An 18,479-nucleotide genomic window follows, 5' to 3' on the forward strand; every position below is an offset into this window, starting at 1 on the left:
TACAGATTTAAAAATATATAAGTAGAAATCAAAAAAATATAAACCAAGATATAATTTCAAAATTTATATTAAATTATTTTTTGATTTTTTTGTTTAAAAATTGTTAGTTTTCATTTAATAGTTCATTATTTTGCAATATTTGACATTCTTTTTTATATTTTGGTAGGATGGTGATGTCTACAGTGATAAATTCATAATTAACCAAAAATAAAATAAAGAGGTATTAAATGCGGAATTTTGTAGGATTAATTATTTTAGACGGATTAGGTTTATCAATGCAACAAAAATGTAATGCTGTTGCGCAAGCTAAAACTCCTTATTTAGATTATTTATTTTCTAATTTTCCTTCTAATATGTTGCAAGCTTCAGGTGAAGCAGTTGGATTACCTGCTCAACAAATGGGTAATAGTGAAGTAGGGCATTTAAATTTAGGAGCTGGTAGAGTAGTTCATCAATCTTTAACTTATATTAATAGAAAAATTAAAGATGGTAGTTTTTTCGAAAATAAATGTTTTTTAAAAGTAATTCAACACGTTAAAACGAATAAAAGTAAATTACATTTATTGGGTTTGGTGTCTGATGGAGGAGTCCATTCGCATTTAGATCATTTTAAAGCTTTATCGATGGGCGCCAAAGAGGCCTAAATATCGAGTGATTTAACCAATCACCAGTGCAGATAAACACTGAAAGGATAAGAATGGTTCCTTAAAGGAAACAATAAGGAATTACAGCAGTTCTTAAAAGCGGGTTGCGACGAAGGAAGTAGTTAGTCAAAAAGATGCCGCCACCTAATAATCCTATGGATAAGCCTGAAAGGGCCTAAGAAGTTAAGAAGATGTAATAAGCTAACCTATCTCGCAAACTACTATAAGTGAGCAGTTCAGAGTCTATCAATATTATATCGATATATTGGATAGTTTATCAATTAAAAACCTGGAATCTCACCATTAGTAAATGGTCACTTCCCCTAACGGATTAAGGTAGATATTTAGAGTAACTTGGAGAATCCTAAAAGCTAGTTATTAAATTAACTAATAATGAAATAAAAGTCATTAGGCTCAAGGATAAAGCGACTTTTTAGTAGTCGGAGGAGTAAAACTTAATTTGGAATAATTAAGTTAATCGCCCTCCCAAGATGAAGGTTAACGACCTTTATAGGGCGAAAGAAGTCAGTAATTTATTGTGCAATATCATAAAGTGTTACAGGGCGATTATAATCAACAACTAACCAGTGGTGACATTAAGTTAGTCTTCGTAAGAAGGTAAATTATGGCAAGCCGGATGCTTGGAAACTTGCTTGTCCGGTTTAGATGGGGGCTGTTTGTAATAGATATCAGGAAGGTACATCCTGATTTTAAACGCAAATGTTCTATCCATATATTAATAAAACAACATAATTTAAATAAAAATACTTTTTTACATGCTTTTACGGATGGAAGAGATACATCTCCCCAATCAGGTTTAAGTTATATAAAACTTTTAATAGAATTAGGTTTTAAAATTGGTTCTATATCTGGAAGATATTATTCTATGGATCGGGGCGCCAAAGAGGCCTAAATATCGAGTGATTTAACCAATCACCAGTGCAGATAAACACTGAAAGGATAAGAATGGTTCCTTAAAGGAAACAATAAGGAATTACAGCAGTTCTTAAAAGCGGGTTGCGACGAAGTCAGTTAGTCAAAAAGATTCCGCCACCTAATAATCCCATGGATAAGCCTGAAAGGGCCTAAGAAGATAAGAAGATGTAATAAGCTAACCTGTCTCATAAACTACTATAAACGAGCAGTCCAGAGACTATCAATATACTTGATCCGTATTGGATAGTTTATCAATTAAAAACCTGGAATCTCACCATTAGTAAATGGTCACTTCCCCTAACGGATTAAGGTCGAGATTTAGAGTAACTTGGAGAATCCTAAAAGCTAGTTATTAAATTAACTAATAATGAAATAAAAGTCATTAGGCTCAAGGATAAAGCGACTTTTTAGTAGTCGGAGGAGTAAAACTTAATTTGGAATAATTAAGTTAATCGCCCTCCCAAGATGAAGGTTAACGGCTTTTATAGGGCGAAAGAAGTCAGTAATTTATTGCAACTAATTAAGTGATGGACACCAAATTAGTGCTCAAAAGAGGATAAATTATGGCAAGCCGGATGCTTGGAAACTTGCTTGTCCGGTTTAGATGGGGGCTGTTTGTAATAGATATCAAAAATACGAATTTTGATATTGAAACGCAAATATTCTATCTATATAGATAATAATTGGGAACGTTTAAATAAGGTTTATAATATGTTAATTTCAGGTGATACACCTATTTATGAACCTTTAGAGGGGATTCAAAGTGCCTACAATCAAGGTATTACTGATGAATTTATTCCTCCTTTTATTTGCAATACCCAAAGTTTAATTAATGATGATGATGGGATTATTTTTGTTAATTTTAGACCAGATCGAGCAGTAAGATTAGCTGTAGCTTTATCTAATCCTTTGCAAATTAATCATTTTCAAACACCAAATAAAACAATTTTCAAACCAAAAAAAATAATTAAAAATATTTTATTAGTTACAAATAGTTATTATTCTCATTTAGTAAAGGGATGTGTTGCTTTTGAGCAAAATGAATTAAAAAATATTTATAGCGAAGTTATTTATAAACATGGGTTAACACAATTAAGAATTGCTGAAACAGAAAAATATCCCCATGTAACATTATTTTTTGACGGGGGTAAAGAAAAAAATTTACCTAATATAAAAAAAATATTAATTCCTTCTCCTAAAGTAGATACTTACGATCAGAAACCTGAAATGAGTGCTTTTCAAGTTGCTGCAGAAGCTAAAAAAGCAATATTAACAGGTAATTTTGATACTATGATTTTAAATTTTGCGAATCCTGATATGGTAGGACATACAGGATCTTTAAACGCCACTATTAAAGCAATAGAAGTTGTAGATAAATGTTTAAATATAGTAACAGAAACTATTTCATCCGTAGGCGGAACAGCTGTTATTGTAGCAGATCATGGTAATGCAGAACAGATGTGTGATGAATATGGAAATCAACATACAGCTCACACTACAAATTTAGTACCTATTATTATAACCGATAATTCTTTAACTTTGCGATCAGGAGCTTTATGTGATGTAGCCCCAACTTTATTGCAATTATTAAAATTAAATAAACCTCAGGAAATGACTGGAAAAAGTTTAATTTTATCAAAAAAATAAAATAAATCGATTAATTGATAAATTTTATTTATTTATTATTAAAAATTAAAATATTAAATAATATCTAAGGAGTTTATAAGGAAATGCCTTTTATTAAAAATATTATTGCTCGTGAAGGGGCGCCAAAGAGGCCTAAATATCGCGTTATCTAACCAATAACCAGTGCAGAAAAACACTGAAAGGATAAGAATGGTTCATTAAACGAAAGAATAGTGAATTACAGCAGTTCTTAAAAGCGGGTTGCGACGAAGTAGTTAGTCAAAAAGATTCCGCCACCTAATAATCCCATGGATAAGCCTGAAATGGCCTAAGAAGCTAAGAAGATGTAATTTAACCTGTTTCAACAAGCTACTGTAATAACCGAACAGTCCAGAATCTATCAATATAAACTTTACGTATTGGATAGTTTATTAGTTAAAAACCTGGAATCTCACCATTAGTAAATGGTCACTTCCCCTAACGGATTAAGGTCGATATTTAGAGTAACTTGGAGAATCCTAAAAGCTAGTTATTAAATTAACTAATAATGAAATAAAAGTCATTAGGCTCAAGGATAAAGCGACTTTTTAGTAGTCGGAGGAGTAAAACTTAATTTGGAATAATTAAGTTAATCGCCCTCCCAAGATGAAGGTTAACGGCTTTTATAGGGCGAAAGAAGTCAGTAATTTATTGTTTATTCAATGATAATAAGGGAATTGGTGTTTATGTCAACAACTATTTTTGATCCAGAAACTAAACTTTGGCGAACATTGAATATCATTCAAGATTGTTCATTAAATGTTCAACCAGAACTTAAAACGCTGGATTAATAATATAACTCAACAACTACTATCAAACGTTCAATCATATCACGGTCCATAAGGAATGTCGAATGGGAATATTGATAGTTAAAAACTATATACGGTATTGGAAATCCTAAAAATTAAACAATACCACCATAAATAAGTCAATGACCTTTATTTAATCAACAAATACATAACATCAATATAGAATGATAAGGATAAACAACTAATTAGTGGTGACACAAAGTTAGTACTCAAAAGAGGATAAATTATGGCAAGCCGGATGCTTGGAAACTTGCTTGTCCGGTTTAGAAGGGGGCTTTTTTGTAATAGATAATCGAAATATAAATCGGGTTATTGAAACGCAAATATTCTATCCTTATTTTTAGATTCAAGAGGAAATCCCACTGTCGAAGTAGAAGTATTTACAGTTTCTGGTGCATTCGGAAGAGCTTCAGTTCCTTCCGGAGCTTCTACAGGGGAACACGAAGCTCTTGAATTAAGAGATAATGATGTTCAAAGATTTTTAGGTAAAGGTGTATTAAAAGCAATTAAAAATATTCAAAATATTATTTCTTCAAAAATTATAGGTATGCCTGTAAATAATCAAGCGTTAATTGAGGGCGCCAAAGAAGCCTAAATATCTTGTGATTTAACCAATCACCAGTGCGATAAACACTGAAAGGCTAAGAACGGTTCTTTAAAGGAAACAATAAAGAATTATAGCAGTTCTTAAAAGCGGATTACGATGAAGTAGTTAGTCAAAAAGATACCGCCACCGAATGATTCTAAGGATAAGCTTGAAAGGGCCTAAGAAAAAAAGAAGATGTAATAAGCTAACCTGTTTGCAAATTACTAACACCAAACAGTCCAGAAACTATCAACATTTATCAATTGTGTAGGATATTTATCAACGAAAGTAAACCTGGAATCTCACCATTAGTAAAATGGTTAATTCACCTAAGGAATCAAGGTAGATATTTAGAGTAACTTGGAGAATCCTAAAAGCTAGTTATTAAATTAACTAATAATGAAATAAAAGTCATTAGGCTCAAGGATAAAGCGACTTTTTAGTAGTCGGAGGAGTAAAACTTAATTTGGAATAATTAAGTTAATCGCCCTCCCAAGATGAAGGTTAACGACCTTTATAGGGCGAAAGAAGTCAGTAATTTATTGTGCAATATCCATTAAAGTGCTACAGGACGATTATAATCAACAACTAACCAGTGGTGACATTAAGTTAGTCTTCGTAAGAAGGTAAATTATGGCAAGCCGGATGCTTGGAAACTTGCTTGTCCGGTTTAGATGGGGGCTGTTTGTAATAGATATCAAAAATACCAATTTTGATATTGAAACGCAAATATTCTATCTATATTAAAAAATTAATAGCTTTAGATGGTACACCTAATAAAAGTAAATTAGGCGCTAATGCTATCCTTGGAGTTTCTTTAGCTTGTGCGCGAGCCGGAGCTAATTATTTTAATATGGAATTATATGATTATTTAGGCGGTATACAACCAAAACAAATGCCTGTTCCTATGATGAATATAATTAATGGCGGTTCACATGCTGATAATAATATTGATTTTCAAGAATTTATGATTTTACCTGTAGGCGCTCCTAATTTTAAAGAAGCTTTAAGATACGGTTCAGAAATATTTCATCATTTAGGTAAAATTTTAAAGTCAAAAAAATTAAATACAAATGTCGGAGACGAAGGAGGATATGCCCCCAATTTAAATTCAAATGAAGAAGCTCTTAAAATCATTTTAGAAGCTATTCATAATGCCGGTTACCAATCTGGTAAAGATATATATATCAGTATGGATATAGCTGCTTCTGAATTTTTTGATAAAAAAAATAAAAAATATGTTTTATCAGGAGAAAAAGGGCATAAATGTTATTTAACTAGCTTAGAATTAGTGGATTATTTTGATAATTTAGTGAAAAAATACCCGATAATTTCTATCGAAGATGCTTTGGACGAAAACGATTGGGAAGGTTGGAAATTATTAACTAAAAAATTAAGAACAAAATTACAAATAGTTGGAGATGATTTGTTTGTAACTAATATCAATAAATTACAAAAAGGAATTGAAAATAATATTGCTAATTCCATTTTAATCAAATTAAATCAAATAGGAACTTTAACAGAAACTTTAGAAGCAATTGAAATGGCTAAAAAAGCTGGTTTTACAGCAATTATTTCTCATCGCAGCGGTGAAACTGAAGATGATTTTATTGCTGATTTATCTGTTGCTACTAATGTGGGTCAAATAAAAACAGGTTCTCTTTGTCGTACAGATCGTGTTACTAAATACAATCGATTATTACGAATTGAAGAAAAATTAACTACTACAGCACCTTTTTTAGGTTTAAAAGTATTTTATAATTTGCTAAAATAACTTTTTTCAATTTATTTAATTTAAAGTTAAAACAAATAATCAAAAATTACTAAGATCAACTTTAAGTTGATCTTTTTTATTTTTTGAAAATTTTTTAATCTTAATTAAATTAATAATATTGACGAAAATATAAATGTTTGTTAGAATTAATTGTCATTATGAGAATCGCTGTTAATTTGAAAAAAAATAATTTCTTAAAACTATTTAATTACTTTAAATTTTCTTTAAATAAAAAGTTAAAAATTATACATTTTAATAAAAATAATTAATATAAATATTTAATATAAACATGATAGGATGTAAAAATGGAAAAAGAATATGTGATTAAAAGAAAAACATTGATTAAAATTGCAATTTTATTATTATTATTTATTTTAATTATTATTTTACTTGGTTCCAACTCTTATAAGAGATTCAATGAACCAACGAATAAACAAAAATATGATTATATAAAGGATTTTAATAAAAGTTTAAAATACTTGGATACAACAAATGGAAACAATAAATTTTATATTATAAAATCTTCTTCCGAAAATCCATTATTATTAGATTTTTCGCTTAGCACAACATCAGATCGTAGTATAAAAGGGGAGAGTTATAATAGTTATTTACTATTAAAATAATTAAAATTAATTATAATTTTTCAATAATATCAAAATATGTTACAATAATCATGAACACCAATGTTGTTTTACTATAAATTAAATATCAGAATATTATAAGGGGGATAAAATATTTTGAAAAATAAAATTAAACAACTAAGGTTTATTCCCGGTTTATTATCATTATTATTTGTAGCGTTATGCTATATTATAATGAATAATAATATTTTATTAGCTCATTTAATGAATAACAGTGCCATGTTATCGGATTCGGTAGCTTTAACTAATCAAGATATTAACGATCTCAATAATGAACAAAAATTAAAATTATTGAAAATTTTTTATCAATATAATAATAAATTAAGCGCATCTAAACCTGTTGTAAATTCAATTTCAGAACTTGAAGAAGCAGTTTGTTGTCAATCTTTAGATAATTTAGTTTCAATAAATCAAAATACCTTTTACTCTGATACTGATGATATCACTCAATTACATAATATTGCGGCAAGCGCAAAAGATATTATAACATCAAGTTCACATGATTCATATTTATCAACGATTCAAGTAAATAATTTAAAAGATATAGAAACGTGGAATCAACTTTTATCTAATTGTTGTAGAGATATTGTTGAAGCTTTGACTCAATTAATTTTGACTTATAATTTTGGCATGCTTTTAAAATTAGCAGCTCAAACACCAGGTATAGTAGCACTTACTATCTCAAATATGACATAATAGTTTTTATTCAATGAAAAAAACTCTCAGAATTTATAATATATATTTTCTGGGAGTTTTTTTAAATAATTATTAAAATTTTGTTAATTTATTTTAAATTAAAATTTAATATTTTATATTTTTTTTTAAAGCTACAATTTCATTAAAATTTCTTATTTGATTATTTTTGTGTTCTAAATTGAAAAAACCATGTCTAATAAATTGAAATTTTTCTAAATTATTTTTAAAATCTAAAGTATTTTCTATAAAACCTTTTTTTTGTACCCAAGAGTTAAAATTAAAAAAAAATTTAATTTCTTCAGGTTTTTGCTTATTTAATTCATAGGTATTCTTTAATAATAAATCTTGATAAAAATTAAAAGTTGCTTCTGAAGAATTCTCAATAGTTAGGAAATGAATAGTACCATTAGGTTTACGTTGGTTAAAACCACTACCACTTTTAGTGATTGGATCGTAAGTCGCTAAAATTTCTATAATTTCTCCGGATTCATTAGTTATTATTTTATAAGCTTTAATAAAGTAAAAATATAAAAGTCTAACTTCTCCATTTAAAAATAATCTTTTAAAATCTTTATTAGGTTTATTTATTTCAAAATCGCTATGTTCTATATAAATATTACGTGAAAAAAAAACTTTTCTTTTGGTTTGTTCATTATTTTTATAATAAGGTATTTCGCGATATTCTATTTTATTTTCAGGATAATTGGTAATAGTTATTTTTAAAGGTTTGATAATAGCGATTATAGTTTTAGTTTTTAATTGTAAATCGTTTCTTAAACAGGCGTCTAACATATTTTTATCAATATTACTATTTATTTTGGAAAGACCAGCTTCTATAATAAAATTTTTAATTGCCAAAGGAGTTAATCCACGATTTCTCAAACCTATTAAAGTTGGCATACGTGGATCATCCCAACCTTGTACTAAATTATAATCAACTAATAATTTCAGAATTCTTTTGCTTAAACAAGTACCAACAATATTTAATCGACCAAATTCAATTTGTTGCGGAATGTGAATCATTTCGGTTTCTTTAATAATCCAATTATAAAGCGGACGATGATCTTCGAATTCTAAAGAGCATAGTGAATGGGTAATTTTTTCCACAGAATCAGCTAAAGGATGAGCAAAATCATAAGTAGGATAAATATAATAATGTTGTTGTTTTAAACTTTTAGTATTCAAAATTCTATATAAAACTGGATCTCTTAAATTAATATTTGGGCTAGACATATCAATTTTCGCTCTTAATACTTTTGCTCCTATTTGGAATTTACCTTGAGCCATTTGAATAAATAGTTTTAAGTTTTCTGATATAGATCGATTTCGATAAGGAGAACATTGTTGCATTTCTCTTGTTTTTTTTAACTCTTCTGTGTTTAAATCATCTACGAAAGCTTTGTTTTTTTGTATTAATAAAATAGCTTTTTGATATATTATTTCGAAATAATCTGAGGTAAAAAAAATTTTATCCGGTTTATAACCTAACCAATTTATATCTTTTTGAATATTTTCAATATAAATAGATTTCTCACGTATTGGATTAGTATCATCATACCTTAAATATGTTTTTCCTTGAAATAATTTGGCTAATTCAAAATTAATAATGATAGCTCTAGCATGTCCTAAATGTAAAAAACCGTTTGGTTCAGGAGGAAAACGAGTGATAATTTCAGATATTTTATTTTGTTGCAAATCCTTTTTCATAATAGTTTTGATAAAATTAGAGATTATCATAAAATATTTTTTTCTCCTTTTTATTTTTATAAAATTAATTATTACTTGATGCAATTTATTTTTTTATTCTATATAGTATTATCTTTTTTTAAGTTTTTAAGATTAATTAATATAAATTATTAAATCTATAATGTATTAAGATAACTAAAGATATGATTAATTAAGCTCAATATTGTAATATTTAAATTTTGGTTTTGTATAATAATTTATTTTAGTTATAGGATTGCTTTTTGTAATTTATGGCAATTATATATCAATAATATCTTGTTTTTCGCACATTAATTAATGTTATGCATTTTACTATTTAAAAAATTATTTTTTTGTTATTAATTACAAACTATAAAAAATTTTTTTAATTAGTGATTTCTTGTTTTTAATTTTATCGATTATTTTTTCTTTTATTTATTATTTAGGAAATAATGTTGCTGGATAGTTTTCAAATAATTTTTTATTAATTTGCCGAAGTTTTTTGTCAAGTCATAAAATTATAGGCATATTTTATGATGATTTAAGTTATATATAACATATCTAAATAGAGATGTAATATAATAATTATATAATTTATTTTTAGTATTTTTACTTATAAAAAATAAAATTTAACAAAATATATCCAATAAATAGATTTTTCGATTAATTTTTATTAAAAATGAATATAAAAGTAATTAAGGTAGTTTTTTTTAAATATTTTTAGTATACTAAAGTAAGCGTTTTTTAAAAATTTTATTTTTTCAGGAGTCATCTTAAATGTATATTAAATTGATAAGTCGTGTTACTTTTTTATTAATATTATTTATTATTTTATTTGTGATAAAAAATGAATCAAATGCTAATATTGACAACAATAACGAAGATAATTATATAACATCTCTTGAAGAAATTCGAAAAACTTGGCGTAGCCTTGATCCGGAAAAAAATAAAAAAGATAATTCATAAAAAATAAAGTAAATTTTAGGAAAATATTATAAAAATTTTTAAAAAAATAGATTATAATCATAATAGAGAGATCATTTTTTTATGACAATTGTTAAAAATTGTCATTAAATTATGATCTCTCTTTTTAATTTATATTCAGAGTAGTTTTATTTTTATATAGATATTCGATTATTTAACCATTCTAAAATATCTTTATATATTGAAGTATAAAAATTATTATTTAATAAATTATGATTACTTGTGGAATATAATTTTAAAGTTTTATCAGGACTTTTGATTAATTCAAATAACTCTTTACTATGTGTATAATCAATAATATTATCTTTTTTTCCGTGTAATAATAAAATAGGTTTAGGATAGTAGAATTCATAATTAATTAAATTTTTTTGAAATTGTGTAATCATTAAAATCATAGTATTATAGATAAATCTAGTTGTAACAGTAGTAATTCTATTACTAATTTCTTCTAATCTTAAAGTTAATCTTTCGGATTCGGCATAATTATCCATGATGATAATTTTTTCATTTTGATTAATGCTCTTTGATTCTAAAATTTTTTTAGTTTTGTTCAAAATTTTTGAATATGTAGCGGTATTTATAACTCCATCTATATCTTGGAATTTATAAACGTAGCAATTATTAATAATACTTCCTAATGAATGACCTAATAAAAAGATTTTTAAATTGTTTTGTCTTTTTAAAAACGTTATAATTTTATGCAAATCATTTATAAAAATTTTGTCATCTTCGATATCTCCTAAATTATCGTGATTTTGTATACTTTGACCATGATTTCTTAAATCATATGTTATAGTATTATAATTATTTGCGTTTAGAAAATTAGTTAATCTTTCATATTCTTGAGAACTTTCTCCGATATCATGTGTAATGATGATGTTCGCTTTAGCTTTTTGAGGTTCCATAGCGTTTTTAACATTAACATATAGATTAGTATTATGATATCCTAATAAATAAAAATTAGAAAATTTTAGTATTTTAAAAACAAAAATTAAACAAATTGTCGTTTTAAATAAAATATTAAATATCAAATTATTATGTTTTTTATTTTTATTATTGAATTGTTTTTGATAATACATCTTAAAAATCTTTCTCCCATTTGAAAATAATTTTATGACTAAAAAATATTTTTTAATAATGAATTGGATATATTAAAAATTTAATAATATAAAGATAGATAAAAAATTAATAACAATTTACAAATTTTTATTTAATTAATGAAACTTAATTACAACTTATTAATCAATTAATATAATAACTAATAATTTCAAAATAAAATATAATTATTAAGATTTTTTATTATTTTTTTCATAAATATAAAAAAATTAAATATATAATGATTAAAAATAAATAAAATAAATTTAAAACTTTATTTTTGGTTTATTAAAACTAAAAAATATTAAGTTAATTTTATTTTTTTCTAACTTTTATGCGATAATCATAATCATCACTATAACTTAATTTATATGCGATAAAATAAATTTGAAAAGTAAATGCATAATGTTCTCTATTTTTCCGAAAACCAAATTTTAATGGAATAAAAGTTTCTCCTATTAAAATGTTATGATTTAATATTTTTTCCACATTATGAATTGTGATTAATCCATCACTTTTATTAAATTCAATATTGGAATTTTGTTCATAAACAAAATTTTCTTTTAAAGCTTTGTCAATTTCTAATTTGCAAGATCCTACTAAATAATAAGGCAATTTAATCAAAAAACGATACAAAGATGTTTTCTCTTTTATTATATTAATCAAATTAAAAGACATAGATTTAGATTCTGAATTATCAGGTATATGCATAAAAGGAATTTTAGAAATTTTTTTTGATATTGGAAAAAAAAATATTATAAAATAACTTAATATAATTAAGAACCAAATCAATACTATTTGGATAAATATATTGTAATTGTTTTTTTTTTGTTCATATTGTTCATATTTTTGCCATTTCTCCTGATATATCACCCATTTGAACAAAATATTCCGGGTAGACAATAAGTTTTTGTGTTTTTATTTTTTTGAAAATGATAATTTCACTTCATTTAATTCTTTGCAAATTTTATCTAACCAATCAGGAACAGATTGATCTAATAAGTATTTGAGTGCATGAAAAAAACAATAACCATCCCCAGGAGTGTCACTCGAATGTTTAATATAAAAATGTTGATTGTTATAATTTTGCATATCTAATGTAATAATGGAATTATTTGATATCTCATATAAAGACTTTACTTCTGCTAAAAAACTTGTAGATGGTTTAATTACTCTGATTTTCAATATTATTGTTTTATTTATTTTTTTAGATAAAAAATCAATAGTGCTTTGTATCAAAAATGTTTCTGCAGTGTTTAATGATCTATTAAAAATTTTTTCTTCAATTTGTGTTATGTTCAAAGTTTCATCATTAGCCAACTGGTTATATTGTTCGCGTAAATTTTCATCTTTTAATCCTATTTTAAAATGTTCAAATCCTAGATAAGCTAATTTTTCAACTAATTTACGATTTTCCAAATCTTGATCATAGATCCTTCGATAAGAATAATTATCATAATTCGATGTTTGTTTTTCTTTTGTTTTATATACCAAACGATGGCCAATAATAAAAATTATGATTAATGACCATAAAAGTGCAAACATAACGAAAATAATTTTAAATTTTTTTTTAATATTAAACATATTTTTTAAGTTTATTTAACCATTTTCCTTTCACGTTATTAAATTAATTTTCTTATTGGTTATCTAAAATAATTTTTAAATTTAATTAAAAAAATTAATTTATAATAATTAAATATAATGAATAATAGTTTTTTATAACTATATAAAAAAGATTAAAAAAATAATTCAAATAATTTAGCGAATTTATTATTATAAATAAATTAATTTTATGCATTTAGAAAATTTTATTTTTAAAAATAAAAATAAAATATTTTTTATTAATTAGTTAATTAAATAATTATTAAATATTTTAAATAAATATTTTTTGTAGAGGTTTTTGTAATATATGTTTTCTAATAATCGTAATCGTTTTTTTAAATGTATAAATGACAATTCTATAGCTTTATTTTATTCAGGTCATTCACATTATAAAAGTGGGGATCAATTATTTCCATTCGAAGTTAATAAAAATTTTTACTATTTAACAGGAATTCAACAAGATGGTAGCATTTTAATTCTTATAAAAAAATCATCAATGCAAAAAACATTTTTATTTATACCTAACATAAATCCTATTCATAAATTATGGAATGATGATCAATTAAATAAAGAACAAATAAATAATATATCAAAAATTTCATGTAATAATATTTATGAAATGAAAGATTTTAATGTTTGGCTTAATAAACAAATTTGTGAATTTAAATCATTGTCACCGAAAGTTTATTTTGATATCCCGTATTATCATAAAACATATTATTGCTGGGGTTATGAACAAGTTTATAAATTTTTAAGTTCTTGGCCTTGGATCGAAATAGCCAACAGTTCTCCAATTTTATTAAATTTGCGTAAACAAAAAAATAATGAAGAAATTAATTATATTAAGCATGCCATTGACATACATTATCATTCTTTAATATATACATTTAATAATTTAAAAAAATGTCAATATGAATTTGAAATATCAGCTCATTTTCATTATTTTTTAGAAATGCAAAAAGCTAAAAATGCTTTTGAAACTATTGTTGCTTCGGGAAAAAACGCTTTAATTTTGCATTATAACAAAAATAATTCTAAATTAAATGATGAAGATATTTGTTTAATGGATGCAGGAGTAGTAATCAATAATTATTCTTCAGACATTACTCGTTGTTTTCCTTTAAAACATAAATTTACATCTATACAAAATCAAATTTATGATTTAGTTTTAAACACTAATAAAACATTAATTAATTGGGTTAAACCTGAACATAGTATGCAAGATTTAAATAGATACGGAAAACAAATTCTAGCTCAAGGTATGCTAAAACTTGGATTTGTAGAAAAAATTGAAAATTATTTTTATCATAGTATTAGTCATTATTTAGGTTTGGATACGCATGATGTTTTAGGTATAAATCCAGAAGAACCTATTGGAGAAAATAGCGTTATTTCTATTGAACCTGGTTTATATATTGAACATTTAAATTTGGGAATTCGAATTGAAGATAATATTATTGTAAAAAAACAAGGAAATATTAATTTATCTGCTAAAATTCCTAAAGAAATTGCAGAAATAGAATCATTAATAATTAAATAAATATTTGACCAAATATTATAACATTAACTATATCAAAAATAATTTAGAATTTATTTGTTTTAAATTAGATTTGTTATAATATCAATGTTATATATAAATTATTTATTTTTGCCTTTAAAAAATGATAAATTTTATTTATAATTTTCGCAAAATATTCTAATATTAATATTAAATTATTTTCATTTTGTTTTTATCAAAATCCTCCATTCAAAAAGTAACAAAAACGAAATTAAAATTATTTTATTTATATTTATATTATTGGTCTTATTGAAAGAATAATAAATTTAAAAAGATTCGAGAATAAATAAAAATTATTCTATTTTTTTATATTTAAAAAACATAATTAACTAACAACAGAAATTTTAATCTAATTGGAAAATAATTAGAAAAAATATCCTAAATAAACATTTTTAGAAATATTTTAAAATCTGTATTAAATGAAAAATTATATAAAGTTATTAAAATAGAACAATTTATAAATCATAAATATTTTACATTATTTTTTTATAAAGATCAAAACAACAAATTATTAAATAGAAAATTATTATTTTATTAAAAATCATTTTTAAAATTATTAAAAAAATTAAAAAAGGATTAAAAATTTTTAATCATTGAATCAAAAAAATTAAGAAATATTAATAGAAATGAAGAAGTTTTTTTTGATATTTTAATATTAAAATTATTTTAAAAAAATATTCTAAGTAATATTTTTTTTAATAATTAAAAAAAATTTATTTAAGTATTTCATTATCATTTGTAATTTAATTTTTATTTTAAATGATTAAAAAATAATATTTAATTTAAAAAGGGGATTTTAATATTTGTTAAAATTAACAAAAATTAAATTTATATGTTTATTATTGTTGGCATTACTATTAATTTATTTATTTGATCATTTTTATTATACGAAAAAAGATTATGACATTGTTACCACATTAAATAATCATTTAGATTTTAGAATATCAGAAAATATACCCATTAATGAAGGAGATCGCATAATTAAAATTATTAAAATTATTGATCAACAAGGCAATATTAAAGAATATGATCCTATTACAGGAGAATTGGTACATAAAAAATTTAATTCAAAAGATATGATCACTGGATACGATTATAATCATGTATCTGATGATATTATTAATTTGGATCATTTAGACAATTTTAAAAAAAAAATTTTTTTAGATGGCAATATTCACGAATATGATGATCAAAAACGTTTATTTCGTAAAATCAATTCTAATGGGATTATTAAGAAATATGATCATAATGATAAAAAAATAGAAATAATTTTACCAAATAAAGATTATAAATATGATAAATATTTATTACAAGAAAAATTTCCTGAAAAAAAACAAAAAACTTATAAATATCATAAAATCCAAGAAACTTTTGCTAATGGTATAACTAGATATTATAAAAAAGATGTTATTCAAGAAATTTCTAATAAATATATTCGCGAATATAATCCTAAAACTAAAACAATACAAAAGATCATTTTTCCAAATGGCGAACAACGTAAATATTATGGTTTTTATTTATTTTTTTTAGATCAAGATAATTTAATAGATAAATTTATTCGAAAATATAGAATTCACAAAATGCATAAAAATTATTTTTTTAAATTAGAACAAGAAATTTTACCTGATGGTACTATTATAAAATATGATAATAATTTATTACCGATCCAAATAAAAACAAAAGATAACATAATCAAAACAGAATATTTATTAAATATAAATACAGAAAATAATTCGCTTAAAATGAAACAATTACCTGATAATTCTATAGTTGAAATAGATGAAACAAAAAATTATAAAATTATTAAAATTACTGATAACAATGGAATCACAAAAAATACTGAAATAATATATTCAGACAATGATATGTGTAAAAATATTGTTAAAATAATTTTTCCTCATGGTTATATTCAAGAATTTGACGAATTTAATGGCAATTTAGTTAAAGAAATATGGCCTAATCAACATATTTTCGAATACACTTATTTAGAAAATACAATGCAATTAAAAAAAGAAATAACTTCTACTGGCAATGAAATTCACTATTATTACGATGATCATTATCCTTTGACATTATCTAATATAGTTATTCCAGGAATAATGTATATCCCTTGTCATTTACCATATAGTTATGATAATTAATCCGAAAAGATAATTTTTGATATTATTTTTTTAATATCCAAGAGATTCTATAGCTTTTTTTAAAGCTTGCCAAGGTAAACTAATACAAGTAATTTTTCCAGGATTATCACAAAAAAATTTAAAAATTTGCAATTCTTCGTTAATTTCATTAAAATCAAATTTTTGTTGATTTAACATAGATAAAAAATTTTTAATTTTAAATAATATGTTTTTAATTTTTTGTTGTTTAACAATTATAGACATAATACTCGCTGAAATACAACAAATTGCGCAAGCTTGAGTATTATGGCGAATATTTTGTAATTCGTGATTAATAATATAAAGTTGTAATTCTATCGCATCACCGCAATAATTATTTTGGTAACGAAAATATGAATAATTAGGATCATCTAATAGACCTTGGTTTTGAGGATTATTCAAATGATATATCATAATTTTTTTATCTTTATCTTTTAAATAAATCAACATTTACCTCTTTCTTTCAGTAATAAAATTAGTTTTATTTTTGTAATAAAGTGTTATCGCATGTAACTAAAACGTAATTTCTTAAAATTATATTCTTATTACTATAAAAAATTATATAATACTATTTAAATCTTTAATTTTTTTTAAAACAGAAATTAAATAGTTAATATCTTTATCATTATTATAAATACCTGCTGAAATTCTAATAGTACTAATTTGATTAATTTTTTTCATAATTAAATTGGCACAATGTTTACCGGTTCGCACATAAATATTATGATTATTTAAAAAATTTTCTATATCATGAGCATGAATATATTTAAAATTAAATAAAATCATATTTGTAGATTGAGGATTAAAAACTATAATTTGAGGCATTAATTTTAAAAAAATATGGATTTTTTTAATAATATTACTAGTATATTGTTGTATTCGATTTATTCCTATTGTTGTAATAAAATTCAAACTTTTTTGTAAAGCTAAAATAGCGCCAATATTTAATGTACCTGGTTCAAATTTATTTGGTAATTCATTAAACATAAAATTATTATGATTGACTTCGCAAACATTACCTCCGCCCACAATAGGAGGAGATAATCGTTCTAATAATTTTTGTTTACTGAATAAAATACCAATCCCAAAAGGGCCATATATTTTATGAGCTGAAAAAGCTAAAAAATCTATATCTAAATCACGAACATCTATATACGGATAGATTAATTGCGTTTTATTCAGCGATTTATCCTTGCTGTTTTATTTACAATCAGCCCCCGTCCAAACCGGACAAGCAAGTTTCCCAGCATCCGGCTTTCCATAATTTACTCTCTTTCGAGAACTAATTTCTCCTCGCGGTTGATTAGCTATTTATTCCTATTGTTCTTGTTTCTGATATCGTGTATTTGTTGATTGGTTACCTTTCGGTGACAATCTTTACACAGTACCTTTGTTCTTTTATTCATGATACTTTGGCGGTGCGCATTGCGGACCGTACCAATGTGATGAATTTGTAGTTGGGTTGTTTTATCGCAGTGCTCACAACGTTCCACTTTTAAACGGTCAGTTAGATGGGTACGACCTTGGAATATAAATCTATTAATGGTAATATCGGGATTTCCCTTATAATTACGCATTTTTTTAATTTTGTCCCAAGTGTAAACATTCCATGGTTCATATTGGGTC

At 24.2% G+C, this 18,479-nt stretch carries 11 protein-coding genes and 6 pseudogenes; 10 read left to right on the forward strand and 7 right to left on the reverse strand.

Annotated elements, in window-relative coordinates; translation table 11 throughout:
- Positions 1-227 precede the first annotated feature (227 nt).
- The 7 genes and pseudogenes from OC710_RS00650 to OC710_RS00680 form a co-directional block, all read left to right on the forward strand.
- A pseudogene (locus OC710_RS00650) lies at positions 228-638 on the forward strand (2,3-bisphosphoglycerate-independent phosphoglycerate mutase); the annotation flags it as partial.
- A gap of 643 nt (positions 639-1,281) precedes the next feature.
- A pseudogene (locus OC710_RS00655) lies at positions 1,282-1,539 on the forward strand (hypothetical protein); the annotation flags it as partial.
- 695 nt (positions 1,540-2,234) lie between these two features.
- A pseudogene (gene gpmI, locus OC710_RS00660) lies at positions 2,235-3,227 on the forward strand (2,3-bisphosphoglycerate-independent phosphoglycerate mutase); the annotation flags it as partial.
- Positions 3,228-4,379: 1,152 nt separating this feature from the next.
- Positions 4,380-4,637: pseudogene (gene eno, locus OC710_RS00665) on the forward strand (phosphopyruvate hydratase); the annotation flags it as partial.
- A gap of 748 nt (positions 4,638-5,385) precedes the next feature.
- Positions 5,386-6,414, forward strand: a pseudogene (eno, locus tag OC710_RS00670) (phosphopyruvate hydratase); the annotation flags it as partial.
- Between the two features lie 305 nt (positions 6,415-6,719).
- Positions 6,720-7,037, forward strand: a complete 318-nt coding sequence (locus OC710_RS00675; RefSeq protein ID WP_004994678.1) for a hypothetical protein — start codon at positions 6,720-6,722, stop codon at positions 7,035-7,037.
- Between the two features lie 114 nt (positions 7,038-7,151).
- A complete protein-coding gene (locus tag OC710_RS00680; protein ID WP_004994683.1) occupies positions 7,152-7,751 on the forward strand; it encodes a hypothetical protein in 600 nt (199 codons plus the stop codon).
- A gap of 105 nt (positions 7,752-7,856) precedes the next feature.
- Here OC710_RS00680 and glnS read toward each other — a convergent pair whose 3' ends face one another.
- A complete protein-coding gene (gene glnS / locus OC710_RS00685; protein ID WP_004994685.1) occupies positions 7,857-9,488 on the reverse strand; it encodes a glutamine--tRNA ligase in 1,632 nt (543 codons plus the stop codon).
- Positions 9,489-10,232: 744 nt separating this feature from the next.
- Here glnS and OC710_RS00690 point away from each other — a divergent pair.
- Complete coding sequence (locus tag OC710_RS00690; RefSeq protein WP_004994687.1) at positions 10,233-10,421, forward strand: hypothetical protein; 189 nt, start codon at positions 10,233-10,235, stop codon at positions 10,419-10,421.
- A gap of 152 nt (positions 10,422-10,573) precedes the next feature.
- Here OC710_RS00690 and OC710_RS00695 read toward each other — a convergent pair whose 3' ends face one another.
- The 3 genes from OC710_RS00695 to OC710_RS00705 all read right to left on the reverse strand — a co-directional run bounded on the left by OC710_RS00695 (position 10,574) and on the right by OC710_RS00705 (position 13,079).
- Entirely contained in the window at positions 10,574-11,518 is a 945-nt protein-coding gene (locus OC710_RS00695; protein ID WP_004994689.1) for an alpha/beta fold hydrolase, read from the reverse strand.
- A 331-nt stretch (positions 11,519-11,849) separates the two neighbouring features.
- Positions 11,850-12,407: a hypothetical protein gene (locus OC710_RS00700; protein ID WP_036690679.1), complete on the reverse strand. Its 558-nt coding sequence runs from the start codon at positions 12,405-12,407 to the stop codon at positions 11,850-11,852.
- A 45-nt stretch (positions 12,408-12,452) separates the two neighbouring features.
- Positions 12,453-13,079, reverse strand: a complete 627-nt coding sequence (locus tag OC710_RS00705; protein WP_152908770.1) for a hypothetical protein — start codon at positions 13,077-13,079, stop codon at positions 12,453-12,455.
- Positions 13,080-13,443: 364 nt separating this feature from the next.
- On the opposite strand from OC710_RS00705, the gene OC710_RS00710 reads away from it, so the two are divergent.
- A complete protein-coding gene (locus OC710_RS00710) occupies positions 13,444-14,676 on the forward strand; it encodes an aminopeptidase P family protein (RefSeq protein WP_004994694.1) in 1,233 nt (410 codons plus the stop codon).
- Positions 14,677-15,497: 821 nt separating this feature from the next.
- Positions 15,498-16,835 carry a hypothetical protein gene (locus OC710_RS00715; RefSeq protein WP_004994697.1) on the forward strand — a complete coding sequence of 446 codons (1,338 nt, stop codon included), beginning with the start codon at positions 15,498-15,500 and terminating at the stop codon, positions 16,833-16,835.
- A 30-nt stretch (positions 16,836-16,865) separates the two neighbouring features.
- On the opposite strand, the gene OC710_RS00720 is transcribed toward OC710_RS00715, so the two are convergent.
- The 3 genes and pseudogenes from OC710_RS00720 to OC710_RS00730 all read right to left on the reverse strand — a co-directional run.
- Positions 16,866-17,303 (reverse strand): iron-sulfur cluster assembly scaffold protein, encoded by a 438-nt coding sequence (locus OC710_RS00720; protein WP_036690681.1) that lies wholly within the window; start codon positions 17,301-17,303, stop codon positions 16,866-16,868.
- 108 nt (positions 17,304-17,411) lie between these two features.
- Complete coding sequence (locus OC710_RS00725; RefSeq protein ID WP_082396476.1) at positions 17,412-18,035, reverse strand: aminotransferase class V-fold PLP-dependent enzyme; 624 nt, start codon at positions 18,033-18,035, stop codon at positions 17,412-17,414.
- Positions 18,036-18,160: 125 nt separating this feature from the next.
- Positions 18,161-18,479 (reverse strand): annotated as a pseudogene (locus OC710_RS00730) (group II intron reverse transcriptase/maturase); the annotation flags it as partial.

This window comes from 'Vigna radiata' phytoplasma, from assembly GCF_030586915.1.
GTDB lineage: Bacteria > Bacillota_I > Bacilli_A > Acholeplasmatales > Acholeplasmataceae > Phytoplasma > Phytoplasma australasiaticum.